This is a genomic window from Novipirellula rosea (assembly GCF_039541335.1).
In the GTDB taxonomy this organism is placed as follows: Bacteria; Planctomycetota; Planctomycetia; order Pirellulales; family Pirellulaceae; genus Novipirellula; species Novipirellula rosea.
The window spans coordinates 362,228-381,581 of record NZ_BAABGA010000120.1 but is presented as its reverse complement, the minus strand read 5'-3'; the positions used below and the strand labels follow the sequence as shown (position 1 = coordinate 381,581).

General features: G+C 54.4%; 13 protein-coding genes. All 13 read left to right on the top strand.

Annotated elements, in window-relative coordinates:
* Positions 1 to 106 precede the first annotated feature (106 nt).
* The gene (locus tag ABD971_RS33670; RefSeq protein ID WP_345328049.1) at positions 107 to 3,130 is read left to right on the top strand and encodes a PSD1 and planctomycete cytochrome C domain-containing protein; all 3,024 of its coding nucleotides are present in this window, start codon (positions 107 to 109) and stop codon (positions 3,128 to 3,130) included.
* A 65-nt stretch (positions 3,131 to 3,195) separates the two neighbouring features.
* Positions 3,196 to 4,611 (top strand): DUF1501 domain-containing protein, encoded by a 1,416-nt coding sequence (locus ABD971_RS33665; RefSeq protein ID WP_345328048.1) that lies wholly within the window; start codon positions 3,196 to 3,198, stop codon positions 4,609 to 4,611.
* 144 nt (positions 4,612 to 4,755) lie between these two features.
* On the top strand, positions 4,756 to 5,370 hold the full coding sequence (locus tag ABD971_RS33660) for a hypothetical protein (RefSeq protein ID WP_345328046.1): 615 nt from the start codon (positions 4,756 to 4,758) through the stop codon (positions 5,368 to 5,370).
* Complete coding sequence (locus ABD971_RS33655; RefSeq protein ID WP_345328044.1) at positions 5,370 to 5,792, top strand: transcriptional regulator; 423 nt, start codon at positions 5,370 to 5,372, stop codon at positions 5,790 to 5,792. The genes ABD971_RS33660 and ABD971_RS33655 overlap by 1 nt, the downstream gene beginning before the upstream one ends.
* A 64-nt stretch (positions 5,793 to 5,856) precedes the next feature.
* A complete protein-coding gene (gene ispH / locus ABD971_RS33650) occupies positions 5,857 to 7,542 on the top strand; it encodes a 4-hydroxy-3-methylbut-2-enyl diphosphate reductase (protein ID WP_345328042.1) in 1,686 nt (561 codons plus the stop codon).
* A gap of 90 nt (positions 7,543 to 7,632) precedes the next feature.
* Entirely contained in the window at positions 7,633 to 8,727 is a 1,095-nt protein-coding gene (locus tag ABD971_RS33645; RefSeq protein WP_345328040.1) for a Gfo/Idh/MocA family protein, read from the top strand.
* Between the two features lie 148 nt (positions 8,728 to 8,875).
* A complete protein-coding gene (locus ABD971_RS33640) occupies positions 8,876 to 9,193 on the top strand; it encodes a hypothetical protein (protein WP_345328038.1) in 318 nt (105 codons plus the stop codon).
* Positions 9,190 to 10,149, top strand: a complete 960-nt coding sequence (locus ABD971_RS33635) for an H-X9-DG-CTERM domain-containing protein (RefSeq protein ID WP_345328036.1) — start codon at positions 9,190 to 9,192, stop codon at positions 10,147 to 10,149. Before ABD971_RS33640 ends, ABD971_RS33635 begins: the two co-directional genes overlap by 4 nt.
* A 377-nt stretch (positions 10,150 to 10,526) precedes the next feature.
* A complete protein-coding gene (locus ABD971_RS33630; protein ID WP_345328034.1) occupies positions 10,527 to 14,348 on the top strand; it encodes a hypothetical protein in 3,822 nt (1,273 codons plus the stop codon).
* A gap of 204 nt (positions 14,349 to 14,552) precedes the next feature.
* On the top strand, positions 14,553 to 15,236 hold the full coding sequence (locus tag ABD971_RS33625) for a PspA/IM30 family protein (protein ID WP_345328032.1): 684 nt from the start codon (positions 14,553 to 14,555) through the stop codon (positions 15,234 to 15,236).
* The gene (locus ABD971_RS33620) at positions 15,236 to 15,562 is read left to right on the top strand and encodes a hypothetical protein (protein WP_345328030.1); all 327 of its coding nucleotides are present in this window, start codon (positions 15,236 to 15,238) and stop codon (positions 15,560 to 15,562) included. Before ABD971_RS33625 ends, ABD971_RS33620 begins: the two co-directional genes overlap by 1 nt.
* A gap of 231 nt (positions 15,563 to 15,793) precedes the next feature.
* The gene (locus tag ABD971_RS33615) at positions 15,794 to 18,004 is read left to right on the top strand and encodes a sensor histidine kinase (RefSeq protein WP_345328027.1); all 2,211 of its coding nucleotides are present in this window, start codon (positions 15,794 to 15,796) and stop codon (positions 18,002 to 18,004) included.
* Positions 18,001 to 19,347, top strand: a complete 1,347-nt coding sequence (locus ABD971_RS33610) for a sigma-54-dependent transcriptional regulator (protein WP_345328025.1) — start codon at positions 18,001 to 18,003, stop codon at positions 19,345 to 19,347. The genes ABD971_RS33615 and ABD971_RS33610 overlap by 4 nt, the downstream gene beginning before the upstream one ends.
* Positions 19,348 to 19,354: the final 7 nt, after the last annotated feature.

The window sequence follows — 19,354 nt, the reverse complement described above, 5'->3', positions numbered from 1 at the left end:
TTTTTGTGGTTTAGCGATGTTCCGATTCGCGTATGGGGATCAAGCGAGACTTGATATAATAACCGCATCTCCCCCGCCTAGTTCTCCCACCTTCGGATCAGAATCGATGCGTGCCCCCCAATCCATCGGCATCCGTAACTTCGCACTGATTCCCTTTGCACTGACTGCCCTTGTGGGTGGCATCACCGCATGGGCCGATCGACCGCTGCGATTCAATCGCGATGTGCGTCCGATTCTGTCCGACAAATGTTTCGCCTGTCACGGCCCCGATGCAGAAATGGTCGAAGGCGGATTGCGGTTGGACTTGCGTGACGAGGCCATCGAAGCAAGCGAGGCGATCGTGCCGGGCGACGCATCGGCCAGCGAATTGATTCGCCGGATCGTTTCCAGCGATCCCGATGAGATTATGCCGCCGCCGGAATCACACAAACATCTCGACGCGTCCGAGAAAGCACTACTGCGGCGTTGGATCGACGAAGGCGCTGTCTATGAGCCGCATTGGGCGTACGTCCCCTTGGTTCGTCCTACGTTGCCACCGGCATCGGCCGACGCGTCACCCCAGTCCGTGATTGATCGTTTTATTGCCAGACGGTTATCCGAAGAGTCTGTCGCCCCCGTGCCCCAAGCCGACCGCATTACTTTGATTCGGCGGTTATCGTTTGATTTAACGGGACTTCCCCCAACGCTTGACGAAGTCAACGCATTCGTTAACGACACGAGTGACAATGCTTACGAAAAACTCGTCGACCGCTTGCTGCGTTCTCCGCGCTATGGCGAGCGAATGGCAATCTATTGGTTGGATCTGGTTCGTTATGCCGACACTGTCGGTTACCACGGGGACCAGAACGTGTCACAGTCGCCGTACCGCGACTATGTCATCAAGGCGATGAACGCCAACATGCCTTATGACCAATTTGTTCGTGAACAATTAGCGGGCGATCTGCTTCCCAGCCCTACGATCGATCAGCTCATCGCTTCGGGCTACAACCGATTGAACCAAACGACCGAAGAGGGTGGAGCTCAGGCCAAAGAATATCTTTCGATCTACTTTGCCGATCGTGTTCGTAACGTATCGCAAGTGTTCATGGGAGCCACCGTCGGGTGTGCCCAGTGTCACGATCATAAATACGATCCCTACACCGCACGTGACTTTTACTCGTTGGGCGCATTCTTTGCCGATCTGGAAGAACGGGGTGTCTACAGTGCCCGCAGTCGTCCCCCAAGCATTCGCGTGCCAAGCCATTCCGACATCGAAAAGATCGAAGCGATCAATCAACGCATCGCAAGCATCACGTCCGAACAACAGTTGCTTCGCCAAAACCTGATTGCATCCCAGCCGCAATGGGAAGTCGAGACGAAGAAACAAATCTCCGAGAACACGGAAGTAGAAACGGTGTGGATTGATGACACACAAGACACCGGAGGCAACAGCGACGGCGAATGGAACTTCGTCTCCTCTGATTCGGCGCCGGTGCACAGTGGCACCGCGTCGCGGCGGCAATCCAGTAAAGGACTCGTCCAACATTTCTTTCTCGGTGCGAAAAAGACCGCCGACGTTTCTGCCGATACTCGTTTTTTCGCCTGGGTCTACCTCGATCCGAAAAATCCTCCTCAGTCCATCATGCTGCAGTGGAACGATGGCCAATGGGATCACCGTGCCGTGTGGGGAAGCGACGCGATTTCTTACGGCCGACGAACCGAATCGTGGGCTGGGTACCAACGACGCGGCGAGCTGCCGGAACCCGGCAAATGGGTTCGACTCGAAGTGGATGCCGATCAGGTGGGGCTAACCGCAGCGAACCCCGTCATCGGAATGGCGTTCACTCAATTCGGAGGCCAAGTCTACTGGGATAAAGCGGGCTGGATTTCAAAAGCAGGCATTCCCAAGCCGGTCGCTGATGCTCTTCAAATCGCAGCCCATGATCGCAACGAGCCCCAATCCGCAGCGGTGCGAGAGTATTACCTCGCCAATTCACCTCAGGTCATCGAGCTTGAAGAACGCCTGAAGCGGCTTCAGGCCGAGCGGACAGCGATCGAAGAATCATCACCGCTGACGCTGGTCAGTAAATCGGTCACGCCACGAACGATTCGGGTCCAGCCTCGAGGCAATTGGATGGACGATTCAGGTGAGATTGTCGAGCCTGCGATTCCGGCATTCCTGGGCGAACTTGAAGTCAACGGACGTGCAACGCGACTCGATTTGGCAGATTGGCTGTGCCGCTCGGACAACGTTTTGACGTCGCGCACGATGGTCAATCGCCTTTGGTACTTGATGTTTGGACGCGGAATTTGTTCCAGCGTCGATGATTTTGGCGGGCAAGGAACGTTTCCCTCCTACCCTGATCTGTTGGATTGGTTGGCGGTTGAATTTGTCGAGTCGGGCTGGGATATCAAACACATGCTACGCGTGATCGTTACCAGCGAGACCTATCGCCGGTCCTCTCGCCCGACGGAACCATTGCGGAAACTTGATCCTTATAACGAGCTCTTTGCTCGCCAAGGCCGTTTTCGCATCGATGCAGAAATGGTACGCGACAATGCACTGGCGATCAGCGGTTTGTTGGTCGAACGAATCGGGGGTAAAAGCGTCAAACCCTATCAACCCGAGGGCTATTATGCTCAGCTGAATTTTCCTCGCCGAACCTACGTCGCTGACCAAGGCGAAGACCAGTATCGACGAGGTGTCTATACACATTGGCAACGAACATTCTTGCACCCAATGCTCAAGGCGTTTGATGCGCCGAGCCGTGAGGAATGTACGGCGGCGCGAGCAAAATCCAATACGCCGCTGCAAGCGTTGTCGCTGCTGAATGACCCGACCTTTGTCGAGGCGGCTCGCGTTTTTGCCTCCAGAATCATGCGTGAATCGGCTCCGTCGGTCGATCAGCGAATCGAGTGGGCTTATCGAACGGCCCTCTCTCGTGAACCTGAGCCCGAGGTGGCCGGCGAACTGAGACAGATTTACGACCAGCACCTTGCTCACTACTCGATCAAGCAAGACGAAGCATTGGATTTGGTTTCCGAGGGAAACGCGCCTGTCGCCACGGATTTGCCAGCGGCGGAATTGGCGGCCTGGACGAGTGTGGCTCGCGTCTTGCTGAATTTGCACGAAACGATGATGCGATATTAATTGATCGATTGGAATTCACTTCCGCGATTGCCTTTTTTCCATTCACTTGATCAATCGAGACAACGATGTTCTCTAATCGGTTCCCGCTTCAAAACGAGATGGCACGACGCACCTTCCTGCGACGAGGCGGGCTAGGGACGATAGCGCTAACGTCACTGTTTCGAGGCAGCGATTCGGCCGCTGCCGCACCACTTGCCTCGGGTGGACTTCATCATCGCCCCCGCATCAAACGGGTCATCCATCTCTACATGGCTGGTGGACCGAGTCATCTAGAAACCTTCGATTACAAGCCGGAAATGGCGAAGTACGACGGCCAACCGATGCCCCAATCGTTGACCGACGGACAGCCGATCGCTCAGTTGCAAGGCAAAACGTTGAAGGTCATGGCGCCGCAGCACCCGTTTGCTCGCCATGGCCAAAGCGGATTGTGGATGTCGAGTGTCTTCAAACACACCACCTCACTTGCCGATGACATGTGCGTCATCAAGTCGATGCACACCGAGCAAATCAACCACGATCCCGCACATACGTTTTTCAATACCGGCACCGCGATCAGCGGTCGTCCATCGATGGGCGCCTGGGTGATGTATGGGCTTGGTGCGGAAACGCAGGAGTTACCTGGCTTTATCGTTTTGACCAGCGAAGGAGGAGGCCAAAGTCAACCGATCAGTTCGCGGCAATGGCACTCGGGATTTTTGCCCAGCCGCTATCAGGGCGTTCAAATGCATGCGACGGGAAATCCAGTGCATTATGTTGGCAACCCCGCCGGCGTTGGTCCACGCCAACAACGAGATGTCGTTGATGCGGTCTCGCGGATCAACACGCTCCGCAACCGAGAACTTGATGATCCCGAAATTGCCACGCGCATTAGCGGTTACGAAATGGCGTTTCGGATGCAAACGTCCGTGCCCGAATTGACGGATATGTCTGGCGAACCCGAACACATTGTAAAAATGTATGGTTGTACGCCCGGGGATGGTTCGTTTGGAAGTAATTGTTTATTGGCTCGCCGCTTGGCCGAACGCGGCGTGCGTTTTATCCAGCTGTATCATCGCGGTTGGGATCACCATGGCGGTGTCAAAAACGGCGTGGCAAAGACCGCGTCGTTGGTCGATCAAGGAACCGCGGCGCTAGTGAATGATTTGAAGCAACGCGGGATGCTCGAAGACACGTTGATTGTGTGGGGAGGCGAGTTCGGACGCACGCCGATGGCTCAAGGCAGCGGTCGGGACCATCACATCAACGGGTTCTCGCTGTGGATGGCAGGCGGCGGAGCGAAAGCCGGTAGCACTTACGGAGCGACCGACGAGTTCGGCTACAACGCAGTCGAGAACAAAGTGCATGTTCGCGATTTCCACGCCACAATGTTGCACATGTTGGGGATCGATCACAATCGATTCAGCTACAAGTTCCAAGGCCTCGACTTTCGTCTGACCGGCGTCGAACCCGCTCACGTCATCCACGGAATCCTTGATTCCTAAACGTGAGACTTCTAGGCATTCTGCCGTTGCACAACATGTCGTCTCCCTTTTTTGCCCGATCTTTTTGCTTGACACCGCGAGCACAAACGTCTACTTTGCAATGCAAAGCAATATCAAGATTTCCGCTCACCGAGACGCGTATCGATGCGAATTGACGAGGCCCTACAGCAATTAGATCTGATTTCGGCAGTCGCCGATCGGTCGAGAACGTTTGATGGGTTGCGGGCTGCGCCGACTGCGGCGTCGGGCGTCATTGCATTGCTCGCCGCCGCGATTCAATCGCGGTTGGTATCGTCTTCGCCCACGCCACTACAAGCTTATTTGCTGCTTTGGATCAGCGTCGCTGCGGTTTCACTCTCGATCGTGATCGCTGATATGGCGGTTCGTTACTATCGTGACCCGACCGCTCGAGCTCGGCGGATGACGCTTGATGTTTTATCGCGATTGGCTCCTGCGATTGTTGTCGGTGCCGCGCTGACGTTGATCGTCTTTGTGACGTCGCCGGAGGTCGCTTGGATGTTGCCCGGATTGTGGTCGGTGCTGCTTGGTTTGGGAATTTTCGCGGCCTCCTCGCTACTGCCGCGATCGCTTTCGCAAGTTGCAATTTGGTACATCGGCTGTGGTTTGGCCGTGTTAATGATGTCACACGGCGACGGAGCACTAAGTCCGCTGGCGATGGCCGTCCCGTTTGGTGGGGGTCAATGTTTCGCTGCATGGCTAATGCACAAACAGACCCGCACGCACGAGGTGCACGCCTGATGGCTAATGCAAAACACCAAGAAGACGCGACGCCGCCTTCATCTTCGGGACGCTTTGCCTACGATGGACTCGATCGAGTCATGCACGAAAAAGCACGTCTGGGGCTGATGACTTGCTTGGCTGGTGCCCCCGAAGGTTTGACGTTCAACGAGCTCAAGCGTTTGTGTGATCTGACCGACGGCAATTTGAATCGACATCTAAAACAACTTGTCGATGCAAGCCTCGTGCGACTGGTCCGCGACGAAGCGGCTCGGCGTCCGCAAACGACGTGCTTGTTGACCGACGCGGGGCGCGAAAGTTTTGCTACTTACCTGGCGGAACTGCAACGTGTGCTCGGCGACGCCCAGCGACAAATCAATGCGCAGCAACAAATCAAGGTTCAGGGTAAATCGGTCTCGCGATTGGCGTCCGATTCATCTTGAAGATTGTTCTTTTTATTTGCCCATTCACTTTGCAATACAAAGCCTTTCAAGAGAGGTCGACTTTATGGTCCAGATTATCCGTGCCGAGCATCTTGGGTTTTGTTTCGGAGTTCGTGACGCATTGGCAACAGCAGAAAGTGTTTCGCACCCCGAGCAGACGTCGGTCTACGGCGAGCTTGTACACAATCAAGACGTGACGCGTGATTTGAATGCACGGCAATTCGAGTTGCTCTCGGAACTGGATCGTGACTCGTTACCCGATCGGCCTGTGGTGATGGTGACCGCCCATGGGATCAGTAATCAGCGCCGGAAACGATTGATGGACGCTGGCAAGGAATTGGTCGACACGACCTGTCCGTTGGTGCGACGCGTCCATGATGCCGCAATGATGCTTGCCGAACGAGGTTACTTCGTCGTCGTGATCGGCAAGCCGGATCATGTCGAAGTGCTCGGCATCGTCGAAGATTTGCCGCCAGGACGCTGGGCCGTCGTTTCGGATCCTGCGGATGTTCCCAGGCAACTTGGATCGGATATCGGCATCGTTTGCCAAACCACCATGCCCGAAGAGATCGCCTTGGCGTGCCGGGACCGCATCGCTGAGCTACACCCTGATTCATCTATCCGTTGGGTCAACACGATTTGTCGCCCGACGCGACAACGGCAAGCGGCGGTTGATTTGCTCTGCAAACAAGTCGAAGTGGTTGTGGTGGTGGGCGGCAGCAATTCCAACAACACGCGGCGGCTCGTCGATCGCTGTATCGCGTCGGGGTGCCAGGCGTATCACGTTCAATCGGAAGACGATTTGAAGAGCGAGTGGGTCAATCGCTGCGAACGAATCGGACTGACCGCAGGCACGTCGACTCCAGATGCGACCATCGATGCGGTGCAGCAGCGGATCGTTGAGCTGTCAGCACACGAAGGGCAAACACTTGACGGGCAAAATCTCAATGGTCCTGCTGCCACCGCCACGTCGTCTTATGCTCTGTGGGATAACAGCCAGTGGATTCAGTATTTCATCCGAAATTTGGAAGAGGTGCCAACAATCCCATGGTCCGATTCGCCGACGTTAAACGATGCTGAACGATCGGCAATCGCGGCATCGGTACAAACGTTTCAGTTGGGCGAAAGTGGCGAAGGTCGTCACATCAAACGCTGTGCGAGAAACTGGATCGACCTAGGCGGAGACCCCGATTACCTTGCGGCACTGACGTTGTTTTTGCAGGAAGAGAACCAGCATGCGGCGTGGCTTGGTCGTCTGTTGACTCAAGAGGGTGTGCCGCTGCTGCAAAAGCAGTGGTCCGATGGTTGTTTCCGCTTCTTGCGTCATTTAGCGGGGCTGCGAACTTCAATCTCCGTGTTGGTCACCGCCGAAATTTTGGCTCAGGTGTATTACCTGGCATTGATGCGAGCGACCGATTCGCCCACGGTGCATGCGATTTGCCGGCGGATCTTGAGAGACGAGCGAGCTCACGTGGTGTTTCAGCAAAGTCAGAAAGGTAAACTCTCGGAGGGCTGGATAGGAATTCACCGTTTTTGTGTTCAGACAGTGGAAAATATTCTGTTTGAAGTTGCCCGCCGAATTGTCTGGCACGAGCATAAATCGGTGTTTCTCGCCGCTTCGATGGACTGGACCGCCTACCGCAACCGAACTTCGCGTCGTTGGTCCGCAGCGGGCAAATGGACGAGAAACACTCTTGTTGCCGGCAATTCGACCGATTCAAATGGAGAGGCATCCGCTGATGCTGCATGACTCGAGCTACGGACATATTGGTCGGCCGGGTTTTGCGTCGCCGTCATTGCTACTCCCCCTTTGCTCCTTCTTCATACCCCTAGGCAAACCATGACACTCAGTCGCAGAACGATGATTGGATCAACGGCAGCACTTACCGCGTCGACGTTGCTCACCCAAGCGAAGACGCGTGCCGCCGAAGAAAAAACGACCGTCAACTTTGCTTTGGTCGGACTCGGCAGTTTGAGTACCAATCAAATTGCACCGGCGTTGCAGAAATCGAAGCATGCCAAACTTGCGGGGATCGTCACAGGAACACCGGAGAAAGAGAAAATCTGGGCCGACAAATACTCGATCAAGCCCGAGAACATTTACAACTACGAAAATTTTGACAAGATCGCGGCCAACAAAGACATCGACGTCGTCTACATCGTGTTGCCCAACGGGATGCACAAAGAGTTCACGGTGCGAGGTGCGAACGCGGGCAAGCACGTGCTGTGTGAAAAACCGATGGCCAATAGTAGCGAAGATTGCCGAGCGATGATCGCGGCATGTAAACAAAACGATCGAAAGCTTGCAGTCGGCTATCGCTGTCAATTCGAGCCCCATCATTTGTACTGTCGTGAAACGATTCAATCCGGGAAATACGGACCGCTACACGCGATCGAAGCAGGGTTTGGCTTTAAGATTGGCGATCCGAACCAATGGCGATTAAAAGCGGATCTTGCCGGTGGGGGCGCATTGATGGACGTGGGGATCTACGCGCTGCAAGCATGCCGTTTTCTAACCGGCGAAGAACCCGTTGCGGTGACCGCGCAAGAAACCAAAATGGATCCTCAAAAATTTGCCGAGGTCGACGAAACGATTACGTGGACGATGACGATGCCCAGCGGCGTGAATTGTTACTGCAGCACTTCGTACGCGTTTAACGGCATCAATCGCTTCAACGCTTATGGCGAATCGGGTTGGTTAGGACTCGATCCAGCCTACAGCTACAAAGGGATCAAGGGCCAAAGCAAAGATGGCCCGATCCAGTTTGACCAAATCGACCAGTTCGCGGCCGAGATGGACGCGTTCGCACAGTGCATCCTCGAAGATCGGCAAAGCAAGGTACCGGGCGAAGAGGGACTGAGAGACTTGCTGGCGATCGAAGCGATCTACGCGAGCATCAAAACAGGCAAACGCACTCAGGTGCAAAAGGCGTGATGATCTCGGTTTCATGTAGCGAAACTCACAGACAGTTTCGGCTGGCCCCCTATCCCCGAACGTTCCGTCACCGACCATGTATGCGTCCAAACGAATCGTGTTAACATTGGTTTGGACGATTGGTTGTACATCCACCGTTGTTGCTGGAATGCCTAGTGTGTTACCTGAGGATATCGACACAATTCTGCGATTATCGGGTACAGCGGAGCAGCGAATCCAAGCCATCTCTTTCTTCTTCGTTGGACTTCTGATCACGACCCTCGTGATTCGATTGCTTTGGAATTCCATTGCAAAGGACTCGGGATGGTCGCCACCATTGACCTGGGGCAAAGCCGTTGCGGTGGTCCTGTTATGGGGATCCTTGTTTGTTCTCGTACTAACCATGGTCTCGGGTGCACGTGAATTGCTGACTCCCGGAGCGTGGGAGAAAAACGGCATCACCTACACGTTGGATGACGGGTCATGAGCTGGAATCGAAACGGTGCTGCATGGTTGGCCGGGGCAGTCGCTGTGGTTGTGTTGGCCAGTCTCCTGCTGGTACCAACGGACCTTCTGAACTCGCTATTGACTGGTTGGTTTTTCTTTATTGGACGAGTCGCGCCGCAAGTTCAATTTCATAGCGGTGGTGTGGCTGTTTTTGCAGTGAGCTTTGCCATTTCGGTTGCCTGTGCCCACTACTTGCTTTCTTGGTTCATTTCCCAAGCCAACGCCAAGCGCCCTGCTCACGCATTGATTCAATGGCGTCTGAAATCGAGTATCGCGATTGTGATTTTGTGCATGCTGTTATTTATCGTTGGCATCGCAACGACAGGCATCGCTCATCAAATCGGCTGGCTCGTCACATCCCCCGAACCGATATTTATCAGCAAGACACAAACGCCCCACGATAGCGAATTGTCGACTTATCGGCCCAATACGGTAGAGCCTGACGAAAGACAGAATTGGCTCTATCACATCAGGGCGTATGCAAATTATGGAATTCCGGAGATCGACCCGTCTCTACCATGGAATTCGTCTAACAATGCAGACGCATTTCGTACCGTGATGCCTGATGCCATTTGTCCTTCTCAAGGAAACCCAATTTGGTCCCCTGATGGTTTTGGTTTAGCTCACAACGCGGCCAACCCCGCAGTTTTTGCTGTTACAACCCCGCATCGTTTCAAAGATTTTGACAGTCTGGGGGAAACGATCGTTTTGGGAGAAGTGAATGCAGCGTTCGTTCCGTGGGCCGACCCTGACAATGTCCGATCCTTCCAGCTCGGCATTCGCAAAAACTGGGAAAATTCAGAACGAGGCCAAGTTGGTTATGGAAGTACCCATCTCTCGGGCGCCAACATGTTGATGGGGGATGGATCCATTCGATTCATCGACGATCACATCGACGCGAGAGTGCTTGAGCAATTGGGTAAAGCGAAAAAGTAACCGTCGATCATCTCTCAGCATTGCTGCCGCCGCTTCGCGGCTCCCCTGTTTTGTGGCGTATTGATTCTGCGGGCTCACGCCCGCAGCTAAATGCTGCCGCCGCTGGCCGCGGCTAAATAATTGTGCCGCGAAAGCGGCGGCCGCATCTAACCAGCATCCTCGCCGCAAACACCATCCAAGAATTCTAAACGCAGTCATCGGACTGCTATCTGCCTGCAGTCGATCGACTGCACATGTCCGGTCACTGCAAACTTCGAATTCACCTAAGTCCTTTCCAGCATACAGGTTGCGACTTTCTTTCCCGGCGTGGCATGGGGTTTGTTTAAGGAGGGGAGAGCACAACGATTTTCCTTCCTTCACTTGGGCGGACTCAGGCCATGTCAGAAGCAAACTTTCACACAATCGATTCCTCGTTTCCCTCGTCCGGCGGTGGGGATGCGTTGCAGAATGAGCCGGTGATTTTGGCGCGAGAAGCACGCAGCCAACCTTCGTTCTTGGAAAACTTTCTCAATCGTTTCTTTCAAGAAAAAAACATCAAGTGGATGCTTGTGATGGGAGCCGCGATCGTGTTCGGTTCCTCCTTGATGCTGGTCACCAAGGCGTGGCCCGATTGGACGTTGACGCTCAAGTACCTGACGATCTTGGCCTACACCGGCGTCGTCTTTGTCGCCGGCAATGTTGCTCGCAAGCGTTTGCAACTCAACGCGACCTACCGAGTCCTGTACGCGTTGACGCTACTGCTGCTGCCAGTTTGTTTTCTCGCGTTGACATGGTTGTCACCGGGGACGGCGATGCAAGAAGGTTGGCAAGTGGTTGAGTTTGCAATGCTACTGTTGCCCGCAACGGGATTGTTGTGGTTCGCATCGAGCCGCATTCTGGACCATTTCCTGCGGGGACGACAAACCACTTTCTTGATCAGCTTTTGCGTTCTCTGTGTTGCCGGAGCGATGCCAAGCGTTTCGACGCCGATTGCCGCAATGATATTCACCGCCGCATGTTGGTTGGTGTTCACGGCGGGAGTCCTGAAAGTCAATCGGCATACATTCTGGTTAGCCGAAACTCATCAGCTACCTCGCGTTTTTGGCTTTCTGCCGATCGTGATGTTGGGACTACAATTTGTTGTTCTCGTTGGCACCAAAACAGTAACGGCGATCCCGATTCAGTGGATTGGTTTTGGTTGTGTGTTGGTCGCTGCCACCGTCTTGATGACAACACGAACCGTAGCGAACGTATTTCGTCAACGAACCGGCGACCTTGTCCGCCCTTTGCCTTGGCCAATTATCACGCCACTATTCTGCGGGCTGATTCTGACCATGCTTGGCGTTGCCTTGTCCTTCTACGGATTTTCCTATGTTGGCGAAACCTCCTATGCAGTGATTCCCACATCGCTTGTTGCCGCAATCTTGATGGCGGCGACGGCGAAAGACACTCGCCACTCGGGATTCGTCTGGATCAGTTTGTTATTCGTAACAATCGCCTATCAATGTTGCCCCGCATTGTTTGCGGACATCGTGCAAACGCTTCGCAGCACCACCGTCGAGGCACTGAAACAAGAACGAGTGCCGATCACACTTTATGGCATTACCTATTTGCCGCTGCTCGGTTTGCTGACCGTAGCAAGTTATCGCTTTCGCAAGCTCGGACAAGTTGAATTCAGTAAACCCATTCAGCACTTTGTGACCTTGGTCGCCGTGTTCTTGTGTGCGATTGCGACAAGCGACATGGTGTGGATGTCGTTTGCATCACCGTTTTTGGTCTCGTTGGCGAACATGATCGCCTTCTTGATGTTTGCCGCTGCGTTTGCCGACCGCCGCTACGTGATCGTTTCACTTGGCTGTGCGATGGTCAGTGGTGTCGCGGCAATTCCCGCACTCAATGGCATGCAATGGATCGACGTGTCGCCGATTTGGATTCCCACGCTGATGGCTGCCGCCGCAGCATTGATGACAGCGACGCGAATTCCCGATTCAATTTTGAATCGTATTCCGGTGGCCGGAACTGGATCGTGGATGGTCCAGCGATCCGACGGCAGCGATCGTAATCTGACACAAGTCATGGGCTGCTTTCTCGCCGCGATCGTTTCCTTTGTGTGGGTGTGCGATTCGATCGTTCACTTTGTCGAACCGATGTCACAGGCGTCACTGATGACATTCGGATTTTTGATGGCTGCATTTGTGTTGTACACGCTGCGAAATCCTCAGTACCACTCGGGATTATGTGTGTGGATGTTAGTTGGCTACGCGGCCGTGCGGTGGGCGGCAGGACTTGGCATCTCGATCGCTGACGGTTTGATGTACACGACCTATTTTTCGATTGCAATTTCCAGTGTCGCGTATCTCTTTTTGCGGGGAACTCGATCGATTTCAAAAGCGACCTCGATCGGGTCGCTACGAAACACACTTGGTTTTGATGCCGAACGGTTCTCAACCGTTTCGAGTACTCGCCCCTCTTCGTCTGGCTGGATGCGACGGGCACAAGCTTTCGTTGTGCCAATTTTTGACCTGAGTTTTGTTGCCCTGTCGTGTCTGGTCGTTGCGGTTCACGTTCCATTGTTGTTGAAAGCCCACCTGGTGCTGCTAGGAGATCCAACGGCGGCAATGGGATCGATAGGGCTTTCGACGGTGTTGGTGAGCTTGTGGTTGTTAGCGGTTGCCGTGATCCAACGCAGCCGATTGGCGTCAGGTTTGGCGAGCATGATCTTGCCACTGGTCGCCACTGCAATCCTGGTTTCGTCAGGGCTAAATTCCCCACTGGTTGCGTTGCCGGTGGTGTGGGCGATCGTGCAAGCGATCTTGTGGATGTCGGCCAGTTACATTGCCAACGATACATCGCCATCACCGGTGGCAAAGGTCATCCAAGGTGTCAGTGTCGGTTGGTTGTCCGCACTGCTTGTAGCCTCTTGCATGTCGTTTGACCTGACCGCACGACTTGTCGGTTTGATCACCCTGCCCGTGTTGTGGATGCAATTCCGCACGCACCAGGAGCGAGCGATTTCAAGTTTGGTGGCGATCGTCGCAAACATCCATGTCTTGCTCGCCGCGGCAGCTCTTGCCGGGTGTCGCGGTTGGGTGATACCAAGCATGATGCATGGATCCATCGCGGTCGCATTGCCGTTTGTCTTTGTGACGGCGGCGATCAGCGTCATTCTGTTCGACCGAGCGTATCAGAAACTCGACTCCAGCCCGTGTCGGGATTGGGCATTGGCACTGCGTGTCGGGATGATGATCCTCGCACTATTGTCGTTCACGAAGATGCACTTTGACGTCTTCCAAATCGGGGCGATGACGATTGGGTTTGCCACTGTCGCAGTCGCGGAAGTGTTGCAAGCGATTCGTCGTCAACAAGAGTTCCGAGTTTGGGGAGCTTGCATCGTTGCGGCGACTTTGGCCTTGTTCCTGTTCCACGAGGGTGTGATCACGGTCGGAGCCGGAATCAGTCAATTGGTGATGTCGGCAATCGCGATTGCGGCGTTAACAATGGATCATCTTGCCGCGAACAAAACGCGATGGGAGATCACTCGCCGACCGATGCGGTTGATCGGGCAAACGTTGCCTGCCGTGGTTGCCGTGCTTGCTGCGGTCCGAGAGATTTCGGGAGTGTTTGATGAGTCATCGACCGCACTAAATGTAATGTCGTTGATGTTGGCGGCAGCCGTGTACTTTCAACAATCGATTGTCAAACGGCAACGCGGCTTCGCGATCGCAGCGGCAGTCATCGTCAACGTCGCACTGATGTTGCTGTGGCGAGTGCTGGGCTGGACCGCTCCGGAATTCTACATGGTGCCGTTTGGTTTGTCGGTACTGGGCGGGGTGGAGTTACTCAAACGCGAGCTGCCTGCCGCATCGCACGATCCTCTGCGTTACATCGGAGCCTTGATCATCTTGGTCTCGCCGCTCTTTGACATCCTCGGAGGTAGCTGGGGACACATGTTCACGCTGATGGTGCTGAGTGTTTTGGTGATCTTGGCTGCGATCGGATTGCGTCTTCGCTCTTTGATGTACGCCGGATCGGCATTCTTAATTGCGGACTTGGTGGCCATGGTGATTCGATCGACGATGGATCACCCCAGTTTGTTGTGGATCTGCGGAGTCGCGTTAGGTGCGGCCGTGATCGCATTGGCTGCGTTCTGTGAAAACCATCGCGAGAAACTGATCTCGCGAATCCGTGTCTTGTCGTCGGAATTGGCGACTTGGAATTAGTGGTTCGATCGTAGTGCTGCCCCCCGTAGTGGACGAGGCTACGAGTCCCGTCCCAAATCAATTCACGAGGACTCGTTGCCTCGTCCACTACCAATCCACGAGGACTCGTTGCCTCGTCCACTACGGATGCCTAAATCGGCTCGCCCGAGGGCCGATCTCACGTTTGTTTTTTGTTTATTAAACCTCCTCAAAAAGGAAATTGCCATGAATTGGTTAAGTCAATTTAGTTTGGTCATGCGTTCAAGCGTCACGTCACTAAAAGAAAAGATCGAAGATCCCGAGCGGATGCTGCATCAATTAGTGATCGACATGGAAGAGGAACTCGACCGCATTCGATCGAGTGTGGCAGAGGCGGTGGCCGATGAGATCCAAATGCGACGACGTGCCGAGCGAGAGCGGGCCGATGTGGAGGTATGGATGCTGCGTGCCAGTACCGCGATGAAGCGGGGAGACGAGTCGGCTGCGAAATCGGCCCTCGCTCAGAAGATGGCCGCCGCCGATCGGGCAGAACGCTACAGCGGCGATCACCAACGACAGCGAACCGAAGTGGAGAAGCTACAAGAGAGTGTCCGTGACTTGGAGGACAAGATCCGCCAGGCCAAACAGAAGAAGACGCTGTTGGCGGCACGAATGGCGCGAGCCTCTTCGGCTCAAAAGATCAACGCGACACTCGATCGATCGCATCGCCAATCGGCGTTCGCTCAGTTCAATCGGTTCGAAGAGAAAGTGGACCGCGAGGAAGCGATGAGTCAAGCGTGGGAGCGAATGGATGGCAAGGATCCTGATGCCGACGAGCTGGAGCGACAATTCGAGCGAGCGGAACGCGAAGAACGAGTCGCGGCCGAATTGGAAGCGTTGAAGAATCAAGTCTCGACCGAGAAACCATGATGAAAGCGACACAACAACTCTGCGCGGCGTTTTGGGAGTTCGTGGTGGGATGGTATCGCGTGGATCGGATCCGCGTCTCCCCCACCGCAGGCCGATTGCTGTCGCTAAAAGTGGGCGATCGCGTGGTGTTAAAAGGAGAACTTTTCAAGGTGACGCAGCGACATATCGGCGATGCTGCTGATGAGGTGACGTACGTTTTGAACCACCCCGACGGAGATGCAGAGTTGCGGATTACTCGCAACGGCCATGACTTCGATAAGCACGCCGAACTGTGTTTTTTGGATCAATGCGATGAGGTCGCCGAGGATGAGTTGGTGGTGCTTTGAAAGTGAGTCGGGCAGCCGCGACCCTGCTGTTTTGGAGGTATGATTGAGCTAGTGCTTCATCTAAATTTGATATCTAGGGTTTGACTGTAGTGGACGAGGCAACGAGTCCTTGCATTTTGCCGAGCGTAAGGGACTTGTGGCCTCGTCCACTACCCAAAAATCGAACCTGGATGCAGCACTAGTCATTACTCGCTGCTCATATTTCGTTTGTTCTTCGGTTCGTTATCGCCCATGTTGCCTCAGATCGAGCTTTTCTGTATCGGCTTTGCGGCTGTCGTGGACACCGTATTGCTGTTGATCGTCTTGGAGCGGATCAATCGGCCGTTGACGGCAATTTGGCTAAAATGGGCATTGGCCGGAGCGACTCTGTGGCATGTCGGCGCGTTTCTGCATACCTTGCTGCGAGATACGGTTGGCGCAACCGCGATGGCGGTCGACGCGGTATGCATGACCACGATGGTAACGGGTATGTTGCTATTGAATTGCAGTATTTTGCACGCGGGGTTGCGGATCCATCATACCGGCGGCGACTCTCGGCCGCGTCGCGACCTTCGCTACATCTTCGTCTACACGCCGGTGCTTTTGATCATTCCGATCGCAATCGGGATTGTACAAAGCGGCACGCGTGATTTCATTGAATCAACGCGACCGTTTCACTTGCCGTTTTTGGTGTGGTTGTCAGCAGCGAATCTGACCGCAGCTTGGTTGTTCATCAAAAACCGCAGCCGACTCGAACAAGTGGCTCGAGGCGCCAGCTCGTTTCTGGTCAAGTTCTCGGTCGGTTTGATCACGGTCACGGGGTTAGTCAGTGTTTATATTCTGGTCGCTCAGAAGACACGTTTTGAGCCTCCCTTCCGCTTGCTCACCAACCTGTCGCCGCTGGCCCCTACGTTGGTATTCGCATGGTATCTGGTGCGCCGACGATTGTTGCCGATGGTGTTTGAGCGGACGCTTGTGTATGGCGCGATTCTGCTATCAATTTTTTACCTTCATCGATTGACGATCTCGCCGATGATGAGCTCGTTCAGCAAAGAGTTTCACTTTGATTTTGTGGTGCTCGAAACGCTGGTCGTGGTCGCCCTGGTATTGGCGTACCAACCACTTCGGAGTCGTTTTCGCGAAGGGCTGCGGTACTTTGTCGGTTTGGATGTGGTCAAAGTCCGTGATGCAGCACGTCAGTTATCGGTCGAGTTGTCGCGTCGTGCGGACGACGAGATCGAGTCGTTATCGGAGTGGTTTACCGAGCGAATCTTGCAGACGTTTAATTTGCGGTTCGCAAAATTGTGCTTTATCGAGATACAACGATCGGCGGGTCACGGTGAATCAAACGAAATACATGAAGCGAGCTCGATCGTGAAAGTAGCGAACGAGCAAACCCGGGACATCATTTGCGAACGACTGGCTGCAAATGAGGTGCTGTCGTTGTGCGGCAAGATCGACGATTGCCCCGACCGCTGGATCGAATGCTCGGGGCCTCATGAATCCGACGTATGCGGTTGGATGCGCGAAGCAGACTTGACGGCTGTATTCCGAGTTCACTATCGCGACGTGGACGGCTATTTGATGCTCGGATCGCTTCGTACCGGCGAACTGTTGTCGAACGAACAACTCAGTACGATTTCGTTATTGGTGGACCAATTTGCCGCAACGATTCAAAACCGAATTTTGGAACAAGCCCGCCAATCCGCCGAACGCCGTGCGGTGCAACAAGAGAAATTGTCGACGCTGGGATTGATGGCAGGTTCGCTGGCTCACGAACTAAAAAATCCACTCTCCTCGATTCGTACCATCGCGACCTTGATGAAAGAAGATCTCGATGCGGAAAGCGGAGTGCATCGGGACATTGATTTGATTGTTTCGGAAATTGATCGACTGACAGCGACGACTCAGCGGCTACTCGATTTCTCGAAGCCGAGCGATTCGCAGCATGTTGGAGTGAAACCGGACATGGTGATTCAGCGGTTGCTCTCGATTCTCGGGCATTTGGCCCGGCAACATGGGGTGACGTTGACGACAAATTTACGATTGGGAACGGCTCGAATCGAATCCACCGATGCCGGGTTCAGCGAGATCATGTTCAATTTGATCAAGAACGCGATCGAGGCGGTGCGGGGGATGTCCAATGGCGAGGTGACGATTACAACTTCGCTTGATTCGACTGCCACCACATCCGATCCGTCATCGGCCCGCTTTGCATCAATCGTGGTCGCGGACAATGGGCCTGGAATAGACTGCGAAGTTCAAGAGCATTTGTTTGAACCGTTTGTGACCGGAAAAACCGATGGCACCGGGCTTGGGCTTTACTTGGTTGGCCAGCGAGTGAGAGAATTATCAGGAAAGATATCGCACACCAGCGATTCTACGGGCTCTGTATTTAAAGTGCAGTTACCACTAGCAACCAACGAAAAACCACTCGCGATTCCGCAGGCAGATTTGACATGAAGATTTTGGTCGTGGATGACGAACCGGCGGCTCGCTATGCGCTGACCAAGGCGCTGAGAGCCGAAGGGCGACAGTTGCTCGAAGCCGATAACGGCGAGGCGGCCCTGTCGATCATTCGCACGGATGCACCCGACCTGGTTTTCTTGGACTTGAACATGCCAACGCATGACGGCATGTTTGTTTTGCAGTCGCTGCAGCAAGATGCCGCCACGGTGACGCCCGAGATCATCGTCGTGACGGCCAACAACGAAGTCAGTTTGGCGGTCCAGTGTGTTCACCTCGGCGCGACCGACTTTGTCACCAAGCCGTACGATGTTCAGCACGTTCGATCGATGGCCACACGCTCGCAGCAACGGGTTGTCTTGCAGCAAAAAGTCCAAGATCTTGAAAACGGCAGTGAATCGGTTCAGTTCGGTCAATTGCTAGGCACGAGCCGACCGATGCGAACCCTGTTTTCGCAAATCGACAAGGCGGCAAAAACCTCGCTGCCTGTTTTGATTCGAGGCGAAAGTGGTACGGGAAAAGAGTTGGTCGCCCGCGAATTGCATGCCCGAAGTAATCGAGCGAGCAAGCCATTCATTGCCGTCAACACCGCCGCGATCGCAGCGTCGCTGGCCGAGAGCGAATTATTTGGACACGTCAAAGGGGCGTTCACGGGTGCCGACCACAATCGCGACGGCGTGTTCCGGCAAGCGGACGGAGGCACATTGTTTTTGGACGAAATTGGCGATATGCCTGCGGCGGTGCAAACGCGTTTGCTGCGAGTATTGCAGGAGGGGATCGTGCAACCGGTCGGCACCGAGCAAGGGGTCAAGGTCGATGTTCGTGTGATTAGTGCGACTCATCAGAATCTCGAAGCGGCGATCGACGATAAAGTATTCCGACAAGATTTGTATTTTCGGCTGAAGGGAATCGAACTGTTTATTCCCCCGCTGCGTTCGCGTCATGAAGACATCCTGCTACTCGCAAACCGATTTCTGCCACCCGACGTGACGATCTCCGACGAAGCGATTTCGGCGCTGCTGCAACATGTGTGGCCCGGGAATGTGCGTGAACTGCAGCAATTGGTGAACGCGTCGGCAGCGTTGTGCGAAGAGAATCGGGTGACGCGATGCGACCTCGGATTGGGCCTCGATCGCAACGCGAGTGACGAGGTTCCGTTTGAGCGGTACCTCGATCTACCGCTGACCGAAGCGAGGACGCAGTTAGTCGAAGATTTTGAGCGACTGGCGATTCTGCGAGCGTTAGAAACCGAGTCGCATAACGTCAGTGCGGCAGCGCGGCGGCTTGGCATTCACCGCCAAAGCCTGCAGCAAAAAATGAAAGCGTTAGAGATCCAATAAATGGTGG

Excerpts from the sequence above, each read along its gene's own strand:
- ABD971_RS33655 (WP_345328044.1), top strand. The coding sequence starts at position 5,370 with ATGGCTAATGCAAAACACCAAGAAGACGCGACGCCGCCTTCATCTTCG.
- ispH (WP_345328042.1), top strand. The coding sequence starts at position 5,857 with ATGGTCCAGATTATCCGTGCCGAGCATCTTGGGTTTTGTTTCGGAGTT.
- ABD971_RS33640 (WP_345328038.1), top strand. The coding sequence starts at position 8,876 with ATGCCTAGTGTGTTACCTGAGGATATCGACACAATTCTGCGATTATCG.
- ABD971_RS33610 (WP_345328025.1), top strand. The coding sequence starts at position 18,001 with ATGAAGATTTTGGTCGTGGATGACGAACCGGCGGCTCGCTATGCGCTG.
- ABD971_RS33645 (WP_345328040.1), top strand. The coding sequence starts at position 7,633 with ATGACACTCAGTCGCAGAACGATGATTGGATCAACGGCAGCACTTACC.
- ABD971_RS33620 (WP_345328030.1), top strand. The coding sequence starts at position 15,236 with ATGAAAGCGACACAACAACTCTGCGCGGCGTTTTGGGAGTTCGTGGTG.
- ABD971_RS33670 (WP_345328049.1), top strand. The coding sequence starts at position 107 with ATGCGTGCCCCCCAATCCATCGGCATCCGTAACTTCGCACTGATTCCC.
- ABD971_RS33635 (WP_345328036.1), top strand. The coding sequence starts at position 9,190 with ATGAGCTGGAATCGAAACGGTGCTGCATGGTTGGCCGGGGCAGTCGCT.
- ABD971_RS33615 (WP_345328027.1), top strand. The coding sequence starts at position 15,794 with ATGTTGCCTCAGATCGAGCTTTTCTGTATCGGCTTTGCGGCTGTCGTG.
- ABD971_RS33625 (WP_345328032.1), top strand. The coding sequence starts at position 14,553 with ATGAATTGGTTAAGTCAATTTAGTTTGGTCATGCGTTCAAGCGTCACG.
- ABD971_RS33660 (WP_345328046.1), top strand. The coding sequence starts at position 4,756 with ATGCGAATTGACGAGGCCCTACAGCAATTAGATCTGATTTCGGCAGTC.
- ABD971_RS33630 (WP_345328034.1), top strand. The coding sequence starts at position 10,527 with ATGTCAGAAGCAAACTTTCACACAATCGATTCCTCGTTTCCCTCGTCC.
- ABD971_RS33665 (WP_345328048.1), top strand. The coding sequence starts at position 3,196 with ATGTTCTCTAATCGGTTCCCGCTTCAAAACGAGATGGCACGACGCACC.